The organism is Arthrobacter sp. TJ-263 (assembly GCF_058269155.1).
Genome location: NZ_JBZCNE010000001.1, coordinates 1,498,391 through 1,520,220, shown reverse-complemented (window position 1 = coordinate 1,520,220; position 21,830 = coordinate 1,498,391). Strand labels below are relative to the sequence as shown.

19 protein-coding genes are annotated in these 21,830 nt (G+C 69.8%); 13 read left to right on the top strand and 6 right to left on the bottom strand.

The annotated features are described in order from the left end of the window. Positions 1-75: 75 nt before the first annotated feature. Positions 76-918, top strand: a complete 843-nt coding sequence (locus tag AC4D2F_RS07225) for a universal stress protein (RefSeq protein ID WP_104168136.1) — start codon at positions 76-78, stop codon at positions 916-918. 134 nt (positions 919-1,052) lie between these two features. Next, entirely contained in the window at positions 1,053-1,568 is a 516-nt protein-coding gene (locus AC4D2F_RS07220; protein ID WP_490909985.1) for a MarR family winged helix-turn-helix transcriptional regulator, read from the top strand. Between the two features lie 28 nt (positions 1,569-1,596). On the opposite strand, the gene AC4D2F_RS07215 is transcribed toward AC4D2F_RS07220, so the two are convergent. Next, positions 1,597-2,139 carry a TetR/AcrR family transcriptional regulator gene (locus tag AC4D2F_RS07215; protein WP_104168138.1) on the bottom strand — a complete coding sequence of 181 codons (543 nt, stop codon included), beginning with the start codon at positions 2,137-2,139 and terminating at the stop codon, positions 1,597-1,599. Positions 2,140-2,237: 98 nt separating this feature from the next. Between AC4D2F_RS07215 and AC4D2F_RS07210 the strand changes: the two genes are divergently transcribed. Both AC4D2F_RS07210 and AC4D2F_RS07205 read left to right on the top strand, forming a co-directional pair. Continuing rightward, a complete protein-coding gene (locus tag AC4D2F_RS07210) occupies positions 2,238-3,800 on the top strand; it encodes an APC family permease (protein ID WP_490909984.1) in 1,563 nt (520 codons plus the stop codon). Then, positions 3,800-5,020, top strand: a complete 1,221-nt coding sequence (locus AC4D2F_RS07205; RefSeq protein ID WP_490909983.1) for a saccharopine dehydrogenase family protein — start codon at positions 3,800-3,802, stop codon at positions 5,018-5,020. Before AC4D2F_RS07210 ends, AC4D2F_RS07205 begins: the two co-directional genes overlap by 1 nt. A gap of 27 nt (positions 5,021-5,047) precedes the next feature. Here the strand turns inward: AC4D2F_RS07205 and rarD are convergent, their stop codons facing one another. Beyond that, positions 5,048-6,010, bottom strand: a complete 963-nt coding sequence (gene rarD / locus AC4D2F_RS07200) for an EamA family transporter RarD (protein WP_490909982.1) — start codon at positions 6,008-6,010, stop codon at positions 5,048-5,050. Positions 6,011-6,206: 196 nt separating this feature from the next. Here rarD and AC4D2F_RS07195 point away from each other — a divergent pair, with 196 nt between their 5' ends. From AC4D2F_RS07195 to AC4D2F_RS07175, 5 genes are all read left to right on the top strand, one after another. After that, entirely contained in the window at positions 6,207-7,628 is a 1,422-nt protein-coding gene (locus AC4D2F_RS07195; protein ID WP_490909981.1) for an FAD-dependent oxidoreductase, read from the top strand. 61 nt (positions 7,629-7,689) lie between these two features. Beyond that, positions 7,690-9,042 (top strand): GAF domain-containing protein, encoded by a 1,353-nt coding sequence (locus tag AC4D2F_RS07190; protein ID WP_104168142.1) that lies wholly within the window; start codon positions 7,690-7,692, stop codon positions 9,040-9,042. Between the two features lie 129 nt (positions 9,043-9,171). Beyond that, positions 9,172-11,100, top strand: coding sequence for a M23 family metallopeptidase (locus tag AC4D2F_RS07185; RefSeq protein WP_490909980.1), 1,929 nt, complete (start codon positions 9,172-9,174; stop codon positions 11,098-11,100). Between the two features lie 133 nt (positions 11,101-11,233). Then, complete coding sequence (gene exaC / locus AC4D2F_RS07180) at positions 11,234-12,757, top strand: acetaldehyde dehydrogenase ExaC (RefSeq protein ID WP_104166535.1); 1,524 nt, start codon at positions 11,234-11,236, stop codon at positions 12,755-12,757. 8 nt (positions 12,758-12,765) lie between these two features. Then, a complete protein-coding gene (locus AC4D2F_RS07175) occupies positions 12,766-13,173 on the top strand; it encodes a DUF779 domain-containing protein (RefSeq protein ID WP_104166533.1) in 408 nt (135 codons plus the stop codon). A gap of 68 nt (positions 13,174-13,241) precedes the next feature. On the opposite strand, the gene AC4D2F_RS07170 is transcribed toward AC4D2F_RS07175, so the two are convergent. The 3 genes from AC4D2F_RS07170 to AC4D2F_RS07160 form a co-directional block, all read right to left on the bottom strand. After that, positions 13,242-13,553 (bottom strand): ArsR/SmtB family transcription factor, encoded by a 312-nt coding sequence (locus tag AC4D2F_RS07170; protein WP_490910530.1) that lies wholly within the window; start codon positions 13,551-13,553, stop codon positions 13,242-13,244. A gap of 2 nt (positions 13,554-13,555) precedes the next feature. Continuing rightward, positions 13,556-14,467 (bottom strand): cation diffusion facilitator family transporter, encoded by a 912-nt coding sequence (locus AC4D2F_RS07165; RefSeq protein ID WP_490909979.1) that lies wholly within the window; start codon positions 14,465-14,467, stop codon positions 13,556-13,558. 70 nt (positions 14,468-14,537) lie between these two features. After that, positions 14,538-15,521 carry an aldo/keto reductase gene (locus AC4D2F_RS07160; protein ID WP_490909978.1) on the bottom strand — a complete coding sequence of 328 codons (984 nt, stop codon included), beginning with the start codon at positions 15,519-15,521 and terminating at the stop codon, positions 14,538-14,540. Between the two features lie 136 nt (positions 15,522-15,657). Between AC4D2F_RS07160 and AC4D2F_RS07155 the strand changes: the two genes are divergently transcribed. Together AC4D2F_RS07155 and AC4D2F_RS07150 are read left to right on the top strand one after the other, a co-directional pair. Next, entirely contained in the window at positions 15,658-16,308 is a 651-nt protein-coding gene (locus AC4D2F_RS07155) for a TetR/AcrR family transcriptional regulator (RefSeq protein WP_490909977.1), read from the top strand. Between the two features lie 49 nt (positions 16,309-16,357). Beyond that, entirely contained in the window at positions 16,358-18,913 is a 2,556-nt protein-coding gene (locus AC4D2F_RS07150) for an MMPL family transporter (RefSeq protein ID WP_490909976.1), read from the top strand. 60 nt (positions 18,914-18,973) lie between these two features. Here the strand turns inward: AC4D2F_RS07150 and AC4D2F_RS07145 are convergent, their stop codons facing one another. Then, positions 18,974-19,609, bottom strand: coding sequence for a YitT family protein (locus AC4D2F_RS07145; RefSeq protein WP_490909975.1), 636 nt, complete (start codon positions 19,607-19,609; stop codon positions 18,974-18,976). Between the two features lie 222 nt (positions 19,610-19,831). On the opposite strand from AC4D2F_RS07145, the gene AC4D2F_RS07140 reads away from it, so the two are divergent. Next, complete coding sequence (locus AC4D2F_RS07140) at positions 19,832-20,473, top strand: ABC transporter permease (protein WP_104166840.1); 642 nt, start codon at positions 19,832-19,834, stop codon at positions 20,471-20,473. Then, entirely contained in the window at positions 20,466-21,767 is a 1,302-nt protein-coding gene (locus tag AC4D2F_RS07135) for an ATP-binding cassette domain-containing protein (protein WP_490909974.1), read from the top strand. The genes AC4D2F_RS07140 and AC4D2F_RS07135 overlap by 8 nt, the downstream gene beginning before the upstream one ends. Positions 21,768-21,830: the final 63 nt, after the last annotated feature.

Genomic DNA, 21,830 nt, shown 5'->3' with positions numbered 1-21,830 from the left:
CGCTAGAGTGGACCGACTCCGCGGCGCTCCCGAAGGCCGCACTGCCTTCGCCCCGATCGAGGAAGAGGAACCGCCGTGCGCTACGTCGTTGGCTATACCGGGAATGACCGCGGGCAGGACGCCCTCGAACTGGCCACGTCGCTCGCCCTCACACAGGGGGCGGCCATCGACCTGGTCACCGTCCTCGACTGGCCCCAGGACGGCAGCATGGCACCCGGCGGCCAACGCGCGCAGGACGCCCTCGACCACGCGGCCGCCGGCGTGCCCGACGGCGTCGAGGTCGCCACGCACGTGCGTCTCGCCGACTCGTTCGCGCAGGGGCTCCTCGAGGTCGCGGCCGACGTCGACGCCGGACTGATCGTCGTCGGGGCGTCCAGCAACGGCCTCCTGCGGCGCTTCACCGTCGGCAGCGTCGCGAATGCCGTGCTCCACAGCTCCACCGTCCCGGTGGCGCTCGCCCCCCGCGGCTACCGGCACCGGTCCGCCTTCACCCGGATGACGAGCGCGGTCGGCACCCGCGCCGGGGCGGACGGCGTGCTCGAGGTCGCCGTCGAGTCCGCGGCACGGCGAGGCCTCCCGCTGCGGCTGATCTCGCTCGTCGCCCTGGACGTCCACGAGGCGTCCGACTCCGGCGAGGCCATCAACAAGGCCCACCAGCATGCCCACTCGGTGCTGGCGCGCGCCGTCGAGCAGTTGCCAGCAGGCCACGAGGCCTCGATCGCCGTCGCCCACGGCCGGACGATCGAGCAGGCCATCGACGAGATCGAGTGGGATCCCGGAGAGCTCGTGATCGTCGGATCGAGCCGTCTCGCCCAGCGCCGGCAGATCTTCCTCGGCACCACCGCCAACCAGATGCTGCGTGCCCTGCCGGTGCCCATGGTCGTGGTGCCACGGGACTGGGCGCGCGCGCCGCGCTGATCCACGCCGCGCCGATCCCCGCCGCGCCGATCCACGCCGCGCCGATCCCCGCCGTCGTCCCGCCTGCGACGTCATGACACGTAATGCTGCGGATTCAGGGGCGGAACGGGTTCCCTCCGGCCTACGATGCGGCGATGGAAGGACTCCACGACCGCGCGGGTGCCGGCCCGGTCCCCGCCGATCCGTGCGAGGACGGACGCCATGCCGCGCTCGACGCCGTCGAGGACACGGCCGCCTCGATGTGCCGCAGCGAGCAGCGGGTCTGCTGGGCGCTCGCCCGCGGGATCGACCCGGCGATGGAACCCGCGGCCTACAGCCTGCTGTGCGCCGTGCGCCTGGCCGGTTCCTGCCGGGTGAGCGACCTCGCGGTGACGCTCGGCATGAGCGCGTCGGCGGTGAGCGGGCACGTCGCTGCGCTGCAGCGGCTCGGGCTGGTGGAGCGTGGTGCGACCCGCGATGACGAGCGGTCCCACCCGGTCCACCTGACGCCCGAGGGCCTCCGGCGCATCGACGAAGCACGCGCCGACCGGCGTCGGAGCTTCCGGCGGCAGCTCGCGGGATGGAGTAGGACCGACGTCGTCGACCTCGCGGCTCTCCTGACGCGCTTCAACGCGGCGTATCTCGGTCGAGGGGACGGACCGCCCGCCTGACACGCTGTGCGTGGTCCGGCCGGCCGGCTCAGTACCGGATGGTCCTCACCAGCGCGATGATGCGGTCGATCGTCGCGGGGTCGGTCTCCGCGGGCAGCGCGCCCGTGCCGGTGAGGGACGCGTTGAAGTAGATGCCGTCGCCCAGCAGCATCACGAGGTGCACCATGTCCTCGTGTCCCATGGCCTCCATCAGGACCTCGAACCACAGCGTCCGGCACTGCGCCAGCAGTTCGTTCGCCTCCGGGTGTGAACCCTGCGCCAGCCGTGTCACCGCCACGTTGCACCGCTCCAGGGGACTGCGGACGTCGAGCGAACTCGTGACGTAGTAGGTGGCCGCCGTCGCCGGGTCCGCGCGCATGATCGCCACGTCCTCGGCCACGAGGAGGCGGAGGCGGTCGAACAGCGCGGCCGCCAGTTCGTCCTTCGACCGGAAGTGGTAGGTGAGGCCGCCCTTGGACACCCCCGCCCTCAGGGCGATCGCATCGAGGGTCGCGGCCCGTTCCCCGTCCGTGAGGAGGATGTCCTCGTAGGCGTCGATCAGGCGCTGGGCGGTCGTCGGAGGCGTGGCCATGATCCGCAGTCTAGGACCCTTCTCAGAAAACCGACTGGTCGGTATAGTGACGTCAGCCACGACGCGTGGCGTCGGTTTCTTCCAGAGACGAGGCCCTCATGAATTCGATCCCGTCCCCCACGAGGGACCCCGGCGGGGGAGCGGTGCGGCCCGGCAAGGGCCTGGCGGCCGGGACGCTGGGGCTCTGGGCGTCCGTGGTCATCGGCCTGGCGTCGACGGCACCCGTGTACTCCCTGGTGGCCACCCTCGGCTTCGTGGTCCTCGCCGTCGGCGCCCAGACGCCGATCGCATTCATCCTCGCGTTCATCCCGATGCTGTTCGTCGCCTTCGCCTATCGGGAGCTGAACCAGGCCGTCCCCGACTGCGGGACCTCCTTCACCTGGGCCACCAAGGCGTTCGGTCCCTGGCTGGGCTGGATGGCCGGCTGGGGCGTCGCCGTCGCCGGCATCGTCGTCCTGGCCAATCTCGCACAGATCAGCGGCCTCTATCTCTGGCTGCTCGTGGGGGACGGATCCCTGGCCGGGAACCCGCTGCTGGTGACGATCACGGGTGTCGTCTTCATCGCCCTCATGACGTTCGTGAGCTACCGAGGGGTCGAGATCGGGGCCAGGCTGCAGAACGTGCTGCTCGGCATCCAGTACCTGGCGCTGGCCCTCTTCGTGGTCGTGGCTCTCGTCTCGGTGGGACGCGGGACCGCGGAGAACGCCACACCCGTGTCCCTCGAGTGGTTCAACCCCTTCGCCTTCGAGAGCGTCGAAGGCTTCACCGAGTCCATCCTCCTGGCCCTGTTCATCTACTGGGGCTGGGATGCATGCCTGGCCCTCAACGAGGAGACCAAGGACCCGCGCCGCATCCCCGGTCTCGCGGCCCTCATCTCCACGGTCCTGCTGCTCATCACCTACGTGGGTGTCAGCGTCGCGGCGATGATGTACGCCGGTGTGGGGGAGGAGGGGATCGGCCTCGGGAACGAGGCCAACTCCGAGGACGTGTTCCTGGCGCTCAAGGACGCCGTGCTGGGTCCGTGGGCGTGGCTGCTGGTCGTGGCGGTCCTCGTGTCCGCGGTCTCCTCGACCCAGACGACCATCCTTCCCACCGCCCGCGGCACCCTCTCCATGGCCGTCTACCGCGCCCTGCCGGCCCGGTTCGGCACGGTGCACCCCCGCTTCAGGACCCCCTCGTTCTCGACCCTGGTGATGGGGATCTCCGCGATCGCCTACTACGTGGTCATGACCATCATCAGCGAGAACATCCTGGCCGACTCCATCCTCTCGCTCGGCCTGGCCATCGCCTTCTACTACGCGATCACCGGCTACGCCTGCGTCTGGTACTTCCGGCGCGAGCTGTTCACCTCACGGCACAACGTGATCTTCCGGTTCCTGTTGCCGCTGCTCGGTGCGCTGATGCTGACGGCCGCGTTCGTCAGGTCCGCCATGGACATGGCCGACGTCGACTACGGCTACAGCGTGCTGCTGGGCATCGGCGGGACCTTCGTGACCGGCATCGGCTCACTCGCGCTGGGACTCGTCCTCATGATGCTCTGGCGGGCCCGGTCCGGCTCGCTTCCCTTCTTCCGCGGGGAGAGCCTCGACGAGGACACCCCGGTCCTGGTGCCGGACTCCCCGGACACCCGCAGGCGTTCGATCGACGGAGGTCTGTCCTGATGCGCATACTCATCGTCGGGGCCGGCGGAGTCGGCTCCGCCGCCGCCCGGATCGCGGTCCGCCGGTCCTTCTTCGACCTGCTGGTGGTCGCCGACCACGATCCCGCCCGACCCCGGCGCCTCGTCGAGGAGTTGGGGGACCCCCGGCTCCTCGCGGCACAGGTCGACGCCTCGTCCGCGGACGCCGTGGCTGCCGTCGTGCGCGCGCACAGGATCACCCACGTGCTGAACGCCGTGGACCCGCGCTTCGTGATGCCGGTGTTCAACGGCTGTTTCGACGCCGGCGCCACCTACCTGGACATGGCGATGAGCCTCTCCGTACGGCATCCCGACCAGCCGTACGAGAAGACGGGGGTCATGCTCGGCGACGAGCAGTTCGAGGCGGCCGGGCGCTGGTCGGCTGCGGGGCGGCTCGCGCTGGTGGGGATCGGCGTGGAACCGGGGCTGTCGGACGTCTTCGCCCGGTACGCCGAGGACGAGCTGTTCTCCTCCATCGACGAACTCGGGGTCCGCGACGGCGCCAACCTGACCGTGGAGGGATACGACTTCGCGCCGTCGTTCTCCATCTGGACCACCATCGAGGAGTGCCTGAACCCGCCGGTGGTCTTCGAACGGGACCGTGGCTGGTACACGACCGAACCGTTCAGCGCGCCGGAGGTGTTCCACTTCCCGGAGGGGATCGGCCCCGTGGAGTGCGTGAACGTGGAGCACGAGGAGGTGATCCTGATGCCCCGCTGGACCGACGCCAGGAAGGTGACCTTCAAGTACGGCCTCGGCGAGGAGTTCATCGGGGTCCTGCGGACCCTGCACAAACTGGGCCTGGACTCCACCGAGCCGGTCTCCGTGAAAGGCGTGGCCGTGGCGCCCCGGGACGTCGTCGCCGCGGTGCTCCCGGACCCGGCCACGCTGGGCGACCGGATGAAGGGTAAGACCTGCGCCGGGCTCCTCGTCACGGGCGTGGGCAAGGACGGGGCGCCGCGCTCGGTGTACCTCTACCACGTGGTGGACAACGAGTGGACCATGGCGCAGTACAACTCGCAGGCGGTGGTGTGGCAGACCGCCGTCAACCCGGTGATAGCCCTCGAACTGCTGGCCGCGGGGACCTGGCGGGGTTCGGGGGTCCTCGGGCCGGAAGCGTTCGACGCGCGACCCTTCCTGGACCTGCTCGCCGCGGACGCGCCGCTGGGCTACGGATCGCCCTGGGGGATGGAGGAACGCTGACCCTGGGACGCGGTCCTGCGTCCGGCGTCAGACGGCGGTCGCGGCGGGTTCCTGCACCTGCGCGGACCTCGGCTGGCGGCGCACGGTCCGGAGCATGTCGACGGTGAGGAGGATGAGCCCCACCCACACCAGGCTGAAGCCGATCCACCGCTCGAACGGCATCTCCTCGTGCAGGACGAGGAGCGCGAGCAGGAACTGCAGCACGGGCGCGAGGTACTGGAGCAGTCCGATGGTGGTCAGTGGCAGACGGCGCGCTGCCGCGCCGAAGAAGATGAGGGGGACGGCGGTGATGACACCCGAGGCAGCCATGATCCAGAAGTGCCCCGCGCCCTCGGTGGTCAGGGTCGCGGCGCCCGTCGACCCGAGCCACAGCATGACGGCGAGGGCGATCGGCGCCAGGACCGCCGTCTCGATGCTGAGGCTGGAGATCGCGTCCACCCGGGACCCCACCTTCTTCTTCGCGAATCCGTAGAGGCCGAAGGAGAAGGCCAGCGTGAGGGCGATCCACGGCACCGCGCCGTACCCGATCGCCAGCACGATCACGGCGAGGATGCCCATGCCGATCGCCGTCCACTGCAGCGGACGCAGTTTCTCGCGCAGCACCACGACGCCCAGCAGGACCGAGACGATGGGATTGATGAAGTACCCGAGGGAGGCCTCGATCGCCTGCCCGGTGGTGACCCCATAGGTGTAGACCAGCCAGTTGACCGCGATCAGCAGTGCGGCGATGGTCAGGGTCCCCACGATCCGCGGCGTGCGCAGGGCCGTCAGGACAGGCCGCCACGAGCGCAGCGCCGTGAGGAGCAGGGCGCAGAAGACCAGCGACCAGAGCACACGGTTGGCCACGATCTCGACGGGACCGGCGGGCGCCAGGACGAGGAAGTACAGCGGCAGCAGCCCCCACAGCCCGTACGCGCCGATCCCGAAGAGGATTCCCGTGGAGTTCTCGCTCCGTGCCGGCCTCGGTGTCTTCCCGCGTGTTGCAGTCACGAGGGCGTGAACGGGGCCCGCAAGGCCTTTATTCCCCTGCCCGGCCGATCCGGTACGCATCCGGGAACGAATGCCGGGGGAGATGCGCGCCACTGTTTTCGTCGGCGCAGCCCTGCGGCATTTAGAATAAGGAACTGTGCGCTTATTCGCACCGCGGTAACCATCGGGAGCATTCCACCGGGAAGAAGGCTAATCAGTGTCTACCTCAGCTGCGGCACGGCCGCTGCGGGTCGCGATCATCGGCGCCGGTCCGGCGGGCGTCTACGCTGCCGACATCCTGACGAAGTCGAACGAGGTCCAGGGGGGCGACTTCGCCGTCAGCATCGACCTCTTCGACCAGTACCCGGCACCCTATGGCCTGATCCGCTACGGGGTCGCCCCGGATCACCCGCGCATCAAGGGCATCGTCAATGCTCTCCACAAGGTGCTGGACCGCGGTGACATCCGTTTCCTCGGGAACGTGAACTACGGCCGGGACCTCACACTCTCCGATTTCCGGCGCTTCTACGACGCCGTCATCTTCGCGACCGGGGCCATCAGGGACGCGGACCTGGACATCCCCGGCATCGGGCTCGAGGGCTCCTTCGGCGGTGCCGACTTCGTGTCCTGGTACGACGGGCATCCCGATGTGAGCCGGGACTGGCCGCTCGAGGCCCGCGAGATCGCCGTGATCGGCAACGGGAACGTGGCGCTCGACGTCGCCCGCATCCTGTCCAAGCACGCCGACGACCTCCTCTCCACCGAGATCCCGGACAACGTCTACCAGGGGCTCAAGGCCTCGCCCGTGACCGACGTCCACGTCTTCGGCCGACGCGGACCCGCGCAGGTGAAGTTCACGCCCCTGGAGCTGCGGGAGCTCTCGCACTCCCGCGACGTCGACATCGTCCTCTACCCCGAGGACTTCGACTTCGACGCCGGTTCGGAGGCGCAGATCGCATCGAACAACCAGACGAAGACCATGGTGAAGACGCTGACCAACTGGCTGGTCGAGGACGAGCCGACCGGCGCCTCCCGCCGCCTCCACTTGCACTTCCTCCACTCGCCGATCGAGGTCCACGATTCTCCCGAGACCCCGGGCAGGGTCGCGGGGATGCGGTTCGAGCGCACGGAACTGACCGGGGACGGCAGTGTCCGCGGGACCGGGGAGATCATCGACTACCCCGTCCAGGCCGTCTACCGTGCCATCGGCTACTTCGGGTCTGAACTTCCCGAGGTGGGCTTCGACGAGAAGCGCGGCGTCATCCCCAACGAGGGCGGACGCGTCATCGACGAGGACGGCACGCCCGTGCCCGGCATCTACGCCACCGGCTGGGTTAAGCGGGGTCCCGTGGGCCTGATCGGCCACACCAAGGGAGACGCGCTCGAAACCATCGGCTACCTCCTCGAGGACCGGCTGAATCTCCCGCCCGCCGAGGACGGCTCCGAGGACGCGATCATCGAACTCCTCGAGGCGCGCGGCGTCCGGTACACCACCTGGGAGGGGTGGCTGAAACTGGACGCCCACGAGATGAAGCTGGGCGCCAACTTCGTCAACACCTCGGGCAACGCCGAGCTCGTCCGGGAGCGCGTGAAACTCGTGCCCCGCGAGGACATGGTGGCCATTTCCCGCGGTGAGTAGTCCGGCTACACTGTGACCTGTCCCACGCCATCCCTGGGACTGGTCACGAAGCGGAGTGCCGATGTCGCCGTCCCGTTCATTAGCCGAAGCCGAGCTCTCCTCCGATGCGCTGCAGCGAAGAGCCTTCGCAGCACACGAAACGCTGGGGCAGGGCACGGGAATAGACGGTGACCTCCGCGGCGTCGTCCGCGAATCCTGGCGCAGGTCCCTCGGTTTCCTCCGTGATCCCGCCGCTGCCGAGGCCCGCCTGTTCTGCTCCGAGGAGGAGCTCGAGTCCTACCGCCAGGGCCATCCCCTGGCGGCCGTCATGCCCGTCATCCACCGCCTGCTCGTCCAGCCGAGCCTGGAAGCGGGGATGCTGGTGGCCGTCGGCGACGAGAACGGACGGCTTCTCTGGGTGGACGGGGATCGCGAGCTTCGCCGCAGCGCGGAGGGCATGCTCTTCGTCCCCGGAGCGGACTGGTCGGAATCGACCGTCGGGACGAGCGCTCCCGGCACGGCGCTCGCCCTCGACCGCAGCGTGCAGATCGCCGGGGCGGAGCACTTCAGTCGCAAGGCCCATCCGTGGAGCTGCACGGCGGTGCCGGTGCACGATCCCGACTCCAGGACGGTGCTCGGCGTCGTCGACATCACGGGCACCGACGATGCCGTCGCCACCCACACGCTGGCGCTCGTCGAAGCCGCGGTGGCGGCTGCCGAGGCGCAGCTGAGCATCCACCGGCTGCAGGACCGGTTGCCGCGCACGAAGCGACGCCGGCAGGGGCGTGGCCAGGCGGCGCTCTACCGGAACAGCCTGCAGATCTTGGGGATAGACCACGGGGTGGTCCACACCGGCGGCGCCTCGCTCGAGTTGAGCCTCCGCCATGCCGAGTTGCTGACCATCCTCGCCCTGCACCCGGAAGGACTCACCGCGGACCAGCTGGCGACCATGGCCTACCCGGAGGAGGCGTCCGGGACGACGGTCCGGGCGGAGATCCTGCGGCTGCGGAAGGTCCTGGCGCAGTACGGGGACGCCACGGTGCCACAGTCCCGCCCCTACCGGCTGCCGGGACAGCTGGTCGTCGATGCGGTGCAGGTCCTGAGCTACCTTCATCGCGGCGCGCACCGCATGGCACTCGGCATCTACCGCGGGCCGGTCCTTCCTCGGTCTCAGGCCCCCGCGATCGTGAGACTGCGCAACGAGGTGTCAGTCCTCCTGCGGGACGCAGTGCTCAACGACGGCGCACCGGAGACCGTGCTCCAGTACCTCGCCCTCGCGGAGGCGGAGTACGACGCGGAGGCGTGGCAGCTTGCCCTGCGCGTCCTCCCGCCGCGCTCCCCACGGCGGGCTGCGGTGGTGGCGCATGTGGAATGGCTCGACGCCGAGCTGACGGCACCCTCGACGTCCTCCTCAATTTCTCCTAAAGTTTGTTAGCCAATCGCAATAATCCGTCGTTGTACGGGCAGGGGCCGGGTTAGCGTTATGCCTGGTGGCTGATGATTCCGCCGGACAACATTTCCCGGCGGCTGCACTGAAGCAGCAGACGGGCAAGGGGGGATACGCATGACGCAGTCCGCAAGGCACCCGGCCGGGCCGGTCCGGAGCGCCCGAACATCGCGCACCACCATGCATGCCAGTGTGGCGATCGTGGTCTGCTTCGTCGGCTTCCAGGGATTCGTGCCGCCGTCGGAAGAGGCCGCCTCCACGATCTCCTCCGGGCCTTCGTCCGCTTCGACGCTCGCCCGGTCCGGGCACGACGCACTGTCGCCGACGGGCCTCGTGGGCCCGTCGCTGCTGATGCCCCTTGAGGCGCTCGACCCCCTCAAGTCCTTCAATCCCCTGGTTGCCCGTGATCCCGGGCGGTCACCGCTCGGCGTTCCGCCGGCCATCGGCGCTGAACCTGCCGTCCCCGAGGTCCTGATGACGTCCGCCGTGCGGCGACCGACGGCGGGCACCCTCTTCGCGCCCCTCGACGCTCTCGTGCCCAGTTCCTCCTTCGGTCACCGCACCAGCCCCATCTCCGGCGAGGCCGGCGAGTTCCACACCGGTCAGGACTACGCGGCTCCCTGCGGCGCGCCGGTCTACGCGGCAGACGCCGGCACGGTGCGAGCTGTGGGCTGGCACCCGTGGGGTGGCGGCAACCGCGTCGAGATCGACCACGGAAACGGCCTGATCACGAGCTACAACCACCTGCAGGGCATCTCCGTGCAGAAGGGGGACGCCGTCAACGGCGGGGACACGATCGCCGAGGTCGGGTCCACGGGATCCTCGACCGGCTGCCATCTGCACTTCGAGACGATCCTCGACGGCGAGCATGCGGATCCGGTCGAATGGAGGATGGCCCCCACGCACCACGGAAAGCGCGCCGGGATGTTCAGGGACTACAACCCCGAGGGCAGTGCCGCGACGAGCATCCCGGCGTGGGCACAGTTCATCACCCGGCCCGACCAGTCCGTGCACGGTGATCATCCGTTCGTCGCGGCCCCGTGGGGCGGCAACGCCGTAGTCCATGCGGGCCATGCGCCTGGGGCATCCGGTGGCTCCGCGACGGGACGCGTCACGCCCGCTCCGCGTCCCGACCTCCCGTCAGGGTCGTCGGGCATCAGGCCCGCGCCCGTGGTCAAGCCTGCCGACAAGCCGGCCGAGAAGCCGGTCGACAAGCCCGTCGACAAGCCCGCGGAGAAGCCCGCCGAGAAGCCTGCGGAGAAGCCGGTCGACAAGCCCGCGGAGAAGCCGGCCGAGAAGCCGGTCGACAAGCCTGCGGAGAAGCCGGTCGACAAGCCCGCCGACAAGCCTGCCGAGAAGCCGATCGACAAGCCCGCCGAAAAGCCTGCGGAAAAGCCGGCCGAGGAGACGACCGACAAGCCCGCCGAGAAGCCGACCGAGGAGACGACCGACAAGCCCGCCGAGAAGCCTGCTGAGAAGCCGATCGACGAGCCCGCCGAAAAGCCTGCGGAGAAGCCGGCCGAGAAGCCCGCTGAGAAGCCCGCTGAGAAGCCAGCTGACAAGCCTGCGGAGAAGCCGGTCGAGGAGACGACCGACAAGCCCGCCGAGAAGCCGGCCGAGGAGACGGCCGAGAAGCCTGCCGAGGAGCCGGTCGACGAGCCCGCCCCGGCGCCTGCTCCTGCCCCGGCCCCTGCCCCGGCCCCTGCCCCGGCGCCTGCCCCGGCCCCGGAAGCACCAGCCCCGGCGCCTGCTCCTGCCCCAGCGCCGGAGCCTGCCCCGGCCCCTGCCCCGGCGCCAGCCCCTGCTCCGGCGCCGGCCCCGGAAGCACCGTGCGAGGCGGATCCGTCGACGCCGGAGACGCCCGCCGGAACGACGGAACCAGTGGCGGAAGCGACCCCGGTCGAGGGCGCCGAAACCGATCCGTCGTGCGAGGACCCGAACGCGCCCGCCGAGCCCGGCCCCGCTCCGACCCCGGCCGGCGTCGATCCTGCTGCACCGGCCGGGCCGGCGAAGGACGAGGCTGCGCCCGCAGTCGGAGAGGGCTGACGCACGGAGCAGTGATCCGACGGAGCGTCGCCGCCCCGCGGAGCTCGTGCAACGTCGATGCAACCTTCGCGCTCCTACTGTGTGCTCCAGGGACGACGACGTCCTGCACCCGAGGAATTCAAGGAGTTCGACGATGACTGTTTACGCCCAGCCTGGCCAGGATGGATCGAAGGTCAGTTTCAAGCCGCGGTACGAGAACTGGATCGGTGGTGAGTGGGTTTCCCCCATCAAGGGCCAGTATTTCGAGAACATCTCCCCGGTGACGGGCAAGGCTTTCTGCGAGGTGGCGCGCGGCACCGCCGAGGACATCGAACTGGCGCTGGACGCAGCCCACAAGGCCGCCCCGTCCTGGGGCAAGACCTCCGCCGCGGACCGGGCGCTGGTGCTGAACCGCATCGCGGATCGCATGGAGGAGAACCTCGAGATGCTCGCGGTGGCCGATACCTGGGACAACGGCAAGCCGGTCCGGGAGACCCTCGCCGCCGACATCCCCCTCGCGATCGACCACTTCCGGTACTTCGCCGCCGCCATCCGGGCCCAGGAGGGTGCCCTGTCCCAGCTGGACGAGGACATGACGGCCTACCACTATCGCGAGCCGCTCGGCGTCGTCGGGCAGATCATCCCCTGGAACTTCCCGATCCTCATGGCGACGTGGAAGCTGGCCCCGGCGATCGCCGCAGGCAACGCCGTCGTGCTCAAGCCCGCGGAGCAGACGCCGTCGTCGATCCTCGTCCTCATGGAACTGATCAGCGACATCCTGCCCGCTGGTGTCATCAACGTCGTGAACGGCTTCGGCGTGGAGGCCGGCAAGCCGCTCGCCTCGAGCAAGCGCATCCGCAAGATCGCCTTCACCGGCGAGACGACCACGGGCCGACTGATCAGCCAGTACGCAAGCCAGAACCTGATCCCCGTCACGCTCGAGCTCGGCGGCAAGAGCCCGAACATCTTCTTCTCGGACGTCGCCGACAGCAACGACGCGTTCTACGACAAGGCGCTCGAGGGCTTCGCACTCTTCGCGCTGAACCAGGGTGAGGTCTGCACCTGCCCCTCCCGCGCACTCGTGCAGGGTTCCATCTACGACTCCTTCATGGCGGACGCGATCGCCCGTGTCGAGAAGATGGTGCAGGGCAATCCGCTGGACACCGACACGCAGGTCGGGGCACAGGCCTCCAACGACCAGCTCGAGAAGATCCTGTCCTACATGGACATCGGCCGGCAGGAGGGCGCCAAGGTCCTCACCGGCGGCGAACGGAACATCCTCGGCGGCGATCTCGCCGAGGGCTACTACGTGAAGCCCACCGTGTTCGAGGGCACCAACAGCATGCGGGTGTTCCAGGAGGAGATCTTCGGCCCCGTGGTCTCGGTGACGCGATTCGACGACTACGCGGAGGCCCTGGAGATCGCCAACGACACCCTCTACGGTCTCGGTGCGGGCGTCTGGTCGCGGAACGGGAACGTGGCATACCGGGCAGGGCGCGAAATCCAGGCCGGGCGCGTGTGGGTGAACAACTACCACGCCTACCCCGCGGGAGCGGCGTTCGGCGGCTACAAGTCCTCGGGCATCGGCCGCGAGAACCACGCCATGATGCTCGATCACTACCAGCAGACCAAGAACCTGCTGGTCAGCTACTCCGAGTCCAAGCTCGGGTTCTTCTAGGAGACGCCGTGACCGTCGAGGCTTCGGTGACGATCCCGGGGGAGACCATCTCGCGGGTGGCGCTGACCGGCGCCGCCGTCGAACTGCTGGACAAGCTGTGGCTCATCCACGGGCCGCTGATGTTCCACCAGTCCGGCGGGTGCTGCGACGGCTCGTCGCCGATGTGCTATCCGGCGGGCGAGTTCATCACGGCGGAGGCGGACGTGCTGCTCGGCGTCCTGGACATCTCGGCGGGACCTCGTGCGGACGCCGGGGGCGAGCCGCGGCTCATCGAGTTCTGGATGTCGCGGGAGCAGTTCGAGTACTGGCGCCACACGCACCTGACGGTCGACGTCGTCCAGGGCCGGGGGAGCGGCTTCTCCGTCGAGGCCCCGGAGGGCAAGAGGTTCCTGATCCGCTCCCGACTGATGGGCTAAGGGGAGGACGGACGGGGCCCGGTGCGTGTCTTGCGCCGGGCCCCGTCCCATGACCGGTCGGCCCTGGTTCAGGGATGACTGCGGTGGGCGGGGTCCACGGCGAGGACGATGCCGAGGAGGTCCGTGAGGGCATGCCCGAGCTTCGGGTCCACGAGTTCGTAACGCGAGCGCCGCCCCTCGGGGACCGACACCACGAGGCCGCACCCCCGCAGGCAGGAGAGGTGGTTGGACAGGCTCTGGCGGCTGACGCCGAGCAGTCCGGCCAGTTCGGTGGGATAGGCCGGCGCATCCCGCAAGGCCACGAGGATCCGCACGCGCGTCGGATCGGACAGGGCGGTGCCCACGCGTTCCAGGACCGACGTCGAGGTCAGGGTCTGCAGCATCAGTGCGTCAGCTCCGTCTCGTGGCGCATGTGTCCCAGCGGCTCGATCTGGAAGGTGCAGTGGTCGATGCTGACATCGAAATGCCGTGCCACGCACTCCTGGAGCTGGTCCAGCACGGCGTGCGCGGAGCCGTCCCGGTAGCAGTCGTCATCGACGACGATGTGCGCGGTGAGGACCGGCAGGCCGGTGGCGATCTGCGTGATGTGCAGGTCGTGGACGTCGCGGACGTGGGGCAGGCGCGCGATATGGCTGCGGACCTCCTCGAGGTCGATACCGGCGGGGGTGGATTCGAGCAGCACGTCGATGGTCTCGCGCAGCAGCTTCAGGGTCCGCGGGATGATCAGCGCGCCGATGAGCATTGCCACGACGGCGTCCGCCCGCATCCACCCCGTCAGCGTGATGATCACGGCGGCCACGATGACGGCCACCGACCCGAGGGCGTCGTTGAGGACTTCGAGGAACGCCGCCCTCAGGTTGAAGCTGGCGGTCCGGTGCCGCGCCAGCAGCCCGAGCGCAGCGAGATTGCCGAGGAGGCCGATCACCCCGAAGACGATCATCTCCGGAGCCGCGACGTCCGTCGGCGTGATGAGGCGCCGCACCCCCTCGACCAGGACGTAGGTTCCGACAGCGAGGAGGAACGCGGCCTGCAGCAGGGCGGCGATGACCTCCGCCCGGCGGAAGCCCCACGAGCGTCGCGCCGACGCCGGCCGGACCGAGAGCGTGGCGGCGCCGAGCGCCATGGCCAGGCCTGCGGCGTCCGTCAGGACGTGCACGGAGTCGAAGAGGAGGGCCAGGCTGCCTGTCCACAGGGCGCCGACGATCTGGAGGAGGAAGACGCCGAGCGTGATGGCGAGCGCGCCGGCCAGCGGGCCGCGCCGGCCGGCGCTCGCCGGTGCGTGGTGGGTACCCATGCCCCGATAGTACATCCGTCCGTGAACCTTGGGGCGAGCGGGTCGCCGGCTGATCCGGAGGGACGGGCGGCTACCGGTCGACGCCGGACATGTCCTCGTAGCGGTCTCCGACGGGGGCGGCCACACCGTCCAGCTGCGCGAGCTGCTCGGGGGTGAGCGTCAGGGCGTCCGCCGCGACGTTCTCCTCCAGGTAGCGCACCTGCTTGGTTCCCGGGATCGGGGCGATGTCCGTGCCCTGGGCGAGGAGCCAGGCGAGGGCCACCTGCCCCGGCGTCGCCTCGAGCTGCCGCGCGACGTCGTCCACCTGCTCGACGATCCGGATGTTGGTCTGCAGGTTCTCGCCGGCGAAACGCGGATTGTTGCGGCGGAAATCCGACTCGTCGAGCTGGTCCACCGAGCGGATGGTACCGGTCAGGAAGCCGCGGCCGAGCGGCGAGTAGGGGACGAAGCCGATCCCGAGCTCGCGGACGAGCGGGAGGATCTCGCGCTCCGGCTCCCTGCTCCATAGGGAGTACTCGGTCTGGAGCGCCGTCACCGGGTGGACGGCGTGCGCCCTGCGGATCGTGGCGGGTGCCGCCTCGGACAGCCCGATGTGCCGGATCTTGCCCTCCTGGACGAGTGAGGCAAGGGCGCCCATGGTGTCCTCGACCGGCACCGAGGGGTCCATGCGGTGCTGGTAGTAGAGGTCGATGTGGTCGGTCTGCAGCCGCTTCAGCGACCCCTCGACCGCGAGGCGCACGTTCTCCGGACTGCCGTCGAGCCCCATGGCGTCACCCGCCGCATGGCGGATGGTGCCGAACTTCGTGGCCAGCACGACGTCGTCGCGCCTGGTCCTGAACGCCCGGCCCAGCAGCTCCTCGTTGGTGTAGGGGCCGTACATCTCGGCGGTGTCGAAGAAGGTGACGCCGAGGTCGAGCGCGCGGTGGAGGGTGGCCATCGCCCCGGCGTCGTCCTTCCCGCTGCCGGTGTAGAACGCCGACATGCCCATGCAGCCGAGGCCGAGCCGGGAGACGTCGAGGCCCGAGCCGGCGGCGCCGAGGGTGATGGTTCTCATGGGAGCCGCCTTCGCAGGGGAATCGTGGGAGGAAAAGGGTGCCTCGGCCAGAGTACGCCGGGCGGCCCGCCCGCGGTCAGGGCCGGCGTCGGAGATCTTGTTGCACGCTGTGCAAGAATTCGCCTACGCTGTGATCGTGCTGGAAACGACCGACGACGCAGTGCCCGTGGGCCGCCGCGAGCAGAACAAGATCGACACTCGCCGAGCGATCGCGGATGCGGCGATCGACCTCGCGCTGTCCGTAGGGCCCGGCTCGTTCACCGTGGACCAGATCGCCGTACGGGCCGGGGTCTCCCGCCGCACGTTCTTCAACTACTTCCACAGCGCCGAGGACGCCCTGACCGTCCGCACCGACGGGTTCCTCGACCTGGCGCTGGAGGTCTTCGGGCGGATGCCGCAGGACGAGCCCCTCTTCGACTCCATTATCCGGGCGTTCACCGAGACCACGCGGATGGAGGGCCTCTCGCAGCACGGCGCCCTCTTCCGCATGGCGGACTCCAACCCGGATCTCTTGCGGGCGCAGCTGCACTCGTGGGAACGCGCCGAGGTGCGGATCGTCGAGGGGCTGCGCCGACGGCTCGGGGCGGACGCCTCCGAGCTCTACCTCACCGCCCTGGTGGGGAGCGTCCTCTCCTGCACCAAGGCGGCGATGCGCGACTGGGCCGCCGTGAGCCACGACTCCACCGGCAACCCCGGGCAGGAGCTCGAGGAACGCATCCTCGCAGTGCTGACCATGCTCCGCGACGGGTTCTCCCCCCGCACCACCGGGCCCGTCTCCCGGACCTGACTCCTTGTCCTTCCTCCCCTGCCCGCTCCCTTCCTGCTAGGACTCCTCCATGGCTTTCCTCCTCTACCGGCTCGGTTCCTTCGCGTTCCGAAGGCGGTGGTGGGTCGTCTCCGCATGGCTCGCCATCATGCTGGCGGTCGGCGCCGCCGCCGTCGCCTTCTCCGGGACGCTCACCAACAACTTCACCATCCCCGGTACCGAGTCGCAGCGCATCTCCGACCGGCTGCGGGAGGAACTGCCGGAGGCGGTCGGCGGCACGGGCACGGTGGTGTTCACGTCCGACGACGGCGCCGCCTTCTCGCCCGAGCAGCGTGAGGGCGTGCAGGCGGCCCTGGCGGACATCGCCGCGCTCGACGGCGTGCGCGGCGTCATCGACCCCTTCGACGTCGCGGACCAGGTGGCGTCCGGCAGTGAGGAGCTCGACGCCGGTCGCGCGGAACTCGACGCCGGCGAGCAGCAGCTGAGCGCCGGAGAGGACCAGCTCGCGCAGGGCCAGCAGCAGCTCGACGAGCAGCGTGCACAGTTCGAACAGGTCCGGGCGCAGCTCCCGGGACCCCAGGCGGCGGCCACCGCCCAGCAGCTAGAGCAGGGCCAGGCGAGGCTGGATGCGAGCCGCACCGAGCTGGAGTCAGGGCGGGAGCAGCTCGAGTCCGGGCGCACCGAACTCGACCTCGCCCAGCGGCAGCTCGACGCCACCTCCGGGGTGAGGCTGGTGTCCGAGGACGGCTCCACCGGCGTGGCCAGCGTGCAGTTCGACCAGCAGATCAACGCGGTCTCTCCGGAGCTGCGCGGAGCGGTGCAGGAGGCGGCTGCCGAGGCGGAGTCGGCAGGAGTGACCGTCGAGTACAGCAAGGAGATCGTCGAGGACGTCTCCGGGATCGTCGGGGCGACGGAGGCCGTCGGCCTGGCCGTCGCCGCGATCGTCCTCATCCTGATGCTCGGCACCCTGGTCGCCGCCGGGCTGCCGCTGCTCATGGCCATCGTCGGGGTCGGCGTGGGCGTGGGGGTCACCTTCGCACTGTCGGGGATCGTCGAGATGAACAGCATCTCCCCGGTCCTCGCCCTGATGCTCGGCCTCGCCGTCGGCATCGACTACTGCCTGTTCATCGTGAACCGGCACCGGACCCAGCTCCTGCACGGCATGGACCTGCAGGAGTCGATCGCCCGTGCCACCGGCACCGCCGGGAACGCCGTGCTCTTCGCAGGCATCACCGTGATCGTGGCCCTCGCCGCGCTCGCCGTGCCAGGGCTTCCGTTCCTGACCGTCATGGGTCTCTCCGCAGCGGGCACGGTGGCGGTGGCCGTCCTCGTGGCGCTCACCCTCACGCCTGCGCTCCTCGCGCTGATGGGACGTCGCGTGATCTCGAAGCGCCGGTGGGCCAAGGCCGCCGGACACAGGCACTCCGCCGCCGCATCCCTGGACTCCGAGGACAGCACCGCCCTGGCCGACCAGCGCGCCGCGCGCGGCGCGGGCTGGGGCGGCTTCGTGACCCGGAAGCCCGTCCTGACGGTCCTCGCCGGCGTGGTCCTCCTCGGCGTCATCGCCATCCCGGCCGCGCAGCTGCGCGTCGGCCTGCCCGACGGCGGCACGGAACCGGCCGATTCCACGGCGTTCCAGGCCTACAGCACCATCGGCGACAAGTTCGGGGCCGGCACCAACGGCCCGCTGATCGTCGTCGGATCCCTCCCCGGGACTGCCGACGAGGCCGAGCTCACGACGCTCCGGCTCGACGTCAACGACCGCCTGCGGGACGTGCCCGGGGTCGCCGCGTCGGTGCCTGCGACGGTGAGCGAGGACGGCCGCACTGCGATCTTCCAGGTCATCCCCGAGGAAGGACCCGCCAGCGAGGCCACCGAGAACCTGGTCCGCGACCTTCGCGCCGCGACCGGTGACTTCGAGGACCGGACCGGCGTCGCCATTGCCGTGACCGGTCAGACCGCGGCGAACATCGACGTCTCCGCCAAGCTCATGGAGGCGCTGCCGGTGTACCTGGCCATCGTGGTCGGGCTGTCCCTGATCCTGCTCCTGCTGGTGTTCCGCTCCATCCTCGTCCCGATCATCGCGACCGCCGGGTTCCTGCTCTCACTGCTCGCCAGCTTCGGCGCGACGGTCGCCATCTACCAGTGGGGCTGGCTCGGCGACGTCTTCGGGGTCACGAACCCCGGGCCGATCCTCAGCTTCCTGCCCATCATCCTGATCGGGGTGCTCTTCGGCCTCGCGATGGACTACCAGATGTTCCTGGTGTCCGGCATGCGGGAGGCGTACGTCCACGGGGACGACCCCAAGGCCGCAGTGCGCATCGGCTTCAGTCATGGCGCCCGGGTGGTCACGGCAGCGGCGATCATCATGGTCTCCGTGTTCGCGGGCTTCGTGTTCTCCCACCTGGCCATGGTGCGCCCGATCGGCTTCGGTCTCGCCTTCGGGGTGCTGCTCGATGCCTTCGTGGTCCGCATGACCCTGGTCCCGGCCGCGATGTACCTGCTGGGCCGGCACGCCTGGTGGCTTCCCGCATGGCTCGGGAGGATCCTCCCGGACGTCGACGTCGAAGGAGCCCGGCTCCTGCGCGACGAGAAGGAGAAGGAGTCCGTCCCGGTTCCCGCCTGAGGGCCTGGGTCGGAGGTACGGGGGCACGCGGCCGGGAAGGGCGGCCCCGCCCCTGGGCCCTCAGGCGCCGAGGTAGCGTCCGGGCCTGTGGTTGAGCGCCAGGACGAGGTTGAGCACCACGGCGCCGACGGCCGAGAGCAGCACGCCCGCGGGCTCGACGACGGTGAAGGCGGCGAGGATGACGGTCGTGTCGAGAGCCATCTGCACGTACCCGGCACGCCAGCCGAACCGTTCCTGCAGGATGAGGGCGAGGATGTTGAAGCCGCCGAGGCTCGCCCGGTGGCGGAAGAGGATCAGCAGCCCGACACCTGCCAGCAGGTTCCCGCCGAGCGCCGCATAGAGGGGGTTCAGCGTCAGTCCGCCGAGCGACACGGGGTGCAGGGCGGCCAGGCCCGCGACGAGCGCCACGGCCACCATGGTGCGCAGCGTGAAGTCCCAGCCCTTCTTCCACACGGCGAGGGCGAAGAACGGGATGTTCACGAGGAAGAACAGCGCGCTGAAGGACAGGCCGCCCGTATAGCTCAGGAGCATGGCGAGGCCCGCCGTCCCGCCGGTCACGGCGCCGCTCGTCGTGAGCAGGAACAGGCCGAGGGACACCGTGAAGGTACCCGTGACCATCCCCAGGATGTCCTCCGGCACCGAGTGCCTGACGATGACCTCGGCGCCGATCGGGGCGGGGGCTGTTGTGGTGTCCATGGCGGCAAGCTATCACCGGCAGGTGCGGCCCGACGCACCGGGGGCCGTCGATGTGAACAAGGGCACAGGGGGTGGCCCGGACGCGGATCACCAGGACGCCGGCGGCAGGAATCTCTTGCCCGCCCGTCCCCGATCTCCGGTACGGTTGAAAAAATAAGCCGGCTTACGGCTGCGCCCTGCGCTGGATCAGGGGCGCGGTGTGGGCGTGACGAGGAGGTGGACGTGCTCGACTACGTAGGCAGCAGGCTCGAGCAGATCCTGTTCGCCAGCTGGCAGCATTTCTCGCTCGTGGTCCAGTGCCTGGTGATCGCGACCGTCCTGGCCATCGCCGTCGCGGCGCTGGTCTACCGGAGTCCGGCCCTCACCGCCGTCGCGAACAGCGTCTCCGCGGTCGGCCTGACCATCCCGTCCTTCGCCCTCATCGGCCTCCTGATCGCCCCGTTCGGCTTCGGCGTCGCGCCGGCCGTCATCGTGGTGGTGTTCTTCGCCGTCCTGCCGATCCTGCGCAACGCGGTCGTGGGCCTGACGAGCGTGGACCGATCGATCATCGAATCCGCCCGGGGCGTGGGGCTGAGCCGCTTCCAGACCTTCCGCCGGATCGAGCTGCCCATGGCCTGGCCCGTCATCCTGGCCGGGGTGCGTGTCTCCGCCCAGATGGTCATGGGCATCGCCGCGATCACCGCGTACGTCCTCGGGCCCGGACTCGGCGGGTTCATCTTCACGGGCCTCGCCCGGCTCGGCGGCGCCAACGCCCTCGAATCCGTCGCCACCGGGATCATCGCCGTGGTGATCCTGGCCATGGTGCTCGATCTCCTTCTGGTCGGCCTCGGCCGGCTCACAATCCCGCGAGGTATCCGTGTCTGACAACATTCCCGCCACTCCCGCGTCCCCGGACGCCACGGCCGAGATCACCGGCGCGAGCATCCTGCTGGACAAGGTCAGCAAGCGGTACCCGGGCCAGGCCAAGGCGGCCGTCGACGGACTCACCATGGAGATCCCGGCCGGCAAGATCGTCATGCTGGTCGGCCCCTCGGGCTGCGGCAAGACCACCACGCTGAAGATGATCAACCGCCTGATCGAACCCTCCGAGGGGCGGATCGTGCTCGACGGCGACGACGTCACGGCCATCGACGGCGATGCCCTGCGACGCCGCATCGGCTACGTCATCCAGGCCGGCGGCCTGTTCCCGCACATGACGGTCGCGACGAACATCGCCATCGTCCCGAAGATGCTCGGCTGGGGCAAGGAACGCGTGGCCGCCCGTGTCGACGAGCTCCTGGAGCTCGTCTCCCTCGACCCGGAGCAGTACCGCGACAGGTTCCCCCGGGAGCTCTCCGGCGGGCAGCAGCAGCGTGTGGGCGTCGCCCGCGCGCTTGCGGCGGATCCACCCGTGCTGCTCATGGACGAGCCGTTCGGCGCCGTGGACCCGATCACGCGGGTGCGCCTGCAGGACGAGCTCATCAGCATCCAGAAGGAGCTCCAGAAGACGATCGTCTGCGTCACCCACGACTTCGACGAAGCGGTGAAGCTCGGCGACTGGATCGCCATCTTCACGGAGGGCGCGCAGCTGGTGCAGTACGACACCCCGGCCCGGATCCTCGCCGAGCCCGCCAACGAGTTCGTGGAGAACTTCATCGGCGCCGGTGCCGGCCTGAAGCAACTGACCCTGACGCGCGTCAACGAGGTGGCCCTGCGGTCCGCCGTGACCGCGTCCCCGGGCGATCTCGCCTCCGACGTACTCTCGCGCCTGGACCAGCAGGGTGACGACCACGCGGTCATCATCGACGGCCGGAACCGGCCGCTGCAGTGGCTGTCGAGGCGGCAGCTCGCCCGGCTCGAGCGGATCGGTGGCGACAGTGATCCGCGTCTTCCCCTCATCGGCGAACGTGCCACCCTGAACGACGCGCTCGACATCATGCTCGTCTCCAGTGTCGGCGCGGCGCTGGTCACCGGTGGACGTGACAGCTTCCGCGGCGTCGTCGACGTGGAGACCATCATGGTGGCGATGACCCAGGCGCACGCCCATGCGCGCACCTCCCACGCGGAGGGCAAGCCGGTCGGCATCAACACCGGCGCGCTCACCACGCAGCCGGACACCGGCGTCGAGCCCCAGCCCCAGCCCCTGCATCCGGCCGCCGGGGGTGGCGGAAGTGAGTGAGGGTTTCGGCGCTCCCGCCGCAGCCCAACGCCCGACGGCGGGTGCGGGCACCGCCCTCGTCCC

What these genes read in the sequence shown, in the direction of transcription:
- AC4D2F_RS07185 (WP_490909980.1), top strand. Translation starts at nt 9,172, where the DNA reads ATGACGCAGTCCGCAAGGCACCCGGCCGGGCCGGTCCGGAGCGCCCGA.
- AC4D2F_RS07190 (WP_104168142.1), top strand. Translation starts at nt 7,690, where the DNA reads ATGTCGCCGTCCCGTTCATTAGCCGAAGCCGAGCTCTCCTCCGATGCG.
- AC4D2F_RS07165 (WP_490909979.1), bottom strand. Translation starts at nt 14,467, where the DNA reads ATGGGTACCCACCACGCACCGGCGAGCGCCGGCCGGCGCGGCCCGCTG.
- exaC (WP_104166535.1), top strand. Translation starts at nt 11,234, where the DNA reads ATGACTGTTTACGCCCAGCCTGGCCAGGATGGATCGAAGGTCAGTTTC.
- AC4D2F_RS07215 (WP_104168138.1), bottom strand. Translation starts at nt 2,139, where the DNA reads ATGGCCACGCCTCCGACGACCGCCCAGCGCCTGATCGACGCCTACGAG.
- AC4D2F_RS07145 (WP_490909975.1), bottom strand. Translation starts at nt 19,609, where the DNA reads ATGGACACCACAACAGCCCCCGCCCCGATCGGCGCCGAGGTCATCGTC.
- AC4D2F_RS07160 (WP_490909978.1), bottom strand. Translation starts at nt 15,521, where the DNA reads ATGAGAACCATCACCCTCGGCGCCGCCGGCTCGGGCCTCGACGTCTCC.
- AC4D2F_RS07150 (WP_490909976.1), top strand. Translation starts at nt 16,358, where the DNA reads ATGGCTTTCCTCCTCTACCGGCTCGGTTCCTTCGCGTTCCGAAGGCGG.
- AC4D2F_RS07205 (WP_490909983.1), top strand. Translation starts at nt 3,800, where the DNA reads ATGCGCATACTCATCGTCGGGGCCGGCGGAGTCGGCTCCGCCGCCGCC.
- AC4D2F_RS07210 (WP_490909984.1), top strand. Translation starts at nt 2,238, where the DNA reads ATGAATTCGATCCCGTCCCCCACGAGGGACCCCGGCGGGGGAGCGGTG.
- AC4D2F_RS07220 (WP_490909985.1), top strand. Translation starts at nt 1,053, where the DNA reads ATGGAAGGACTCCACGACCGCGCGGGTGCCGGCCCGGTCCCCGCCGAT.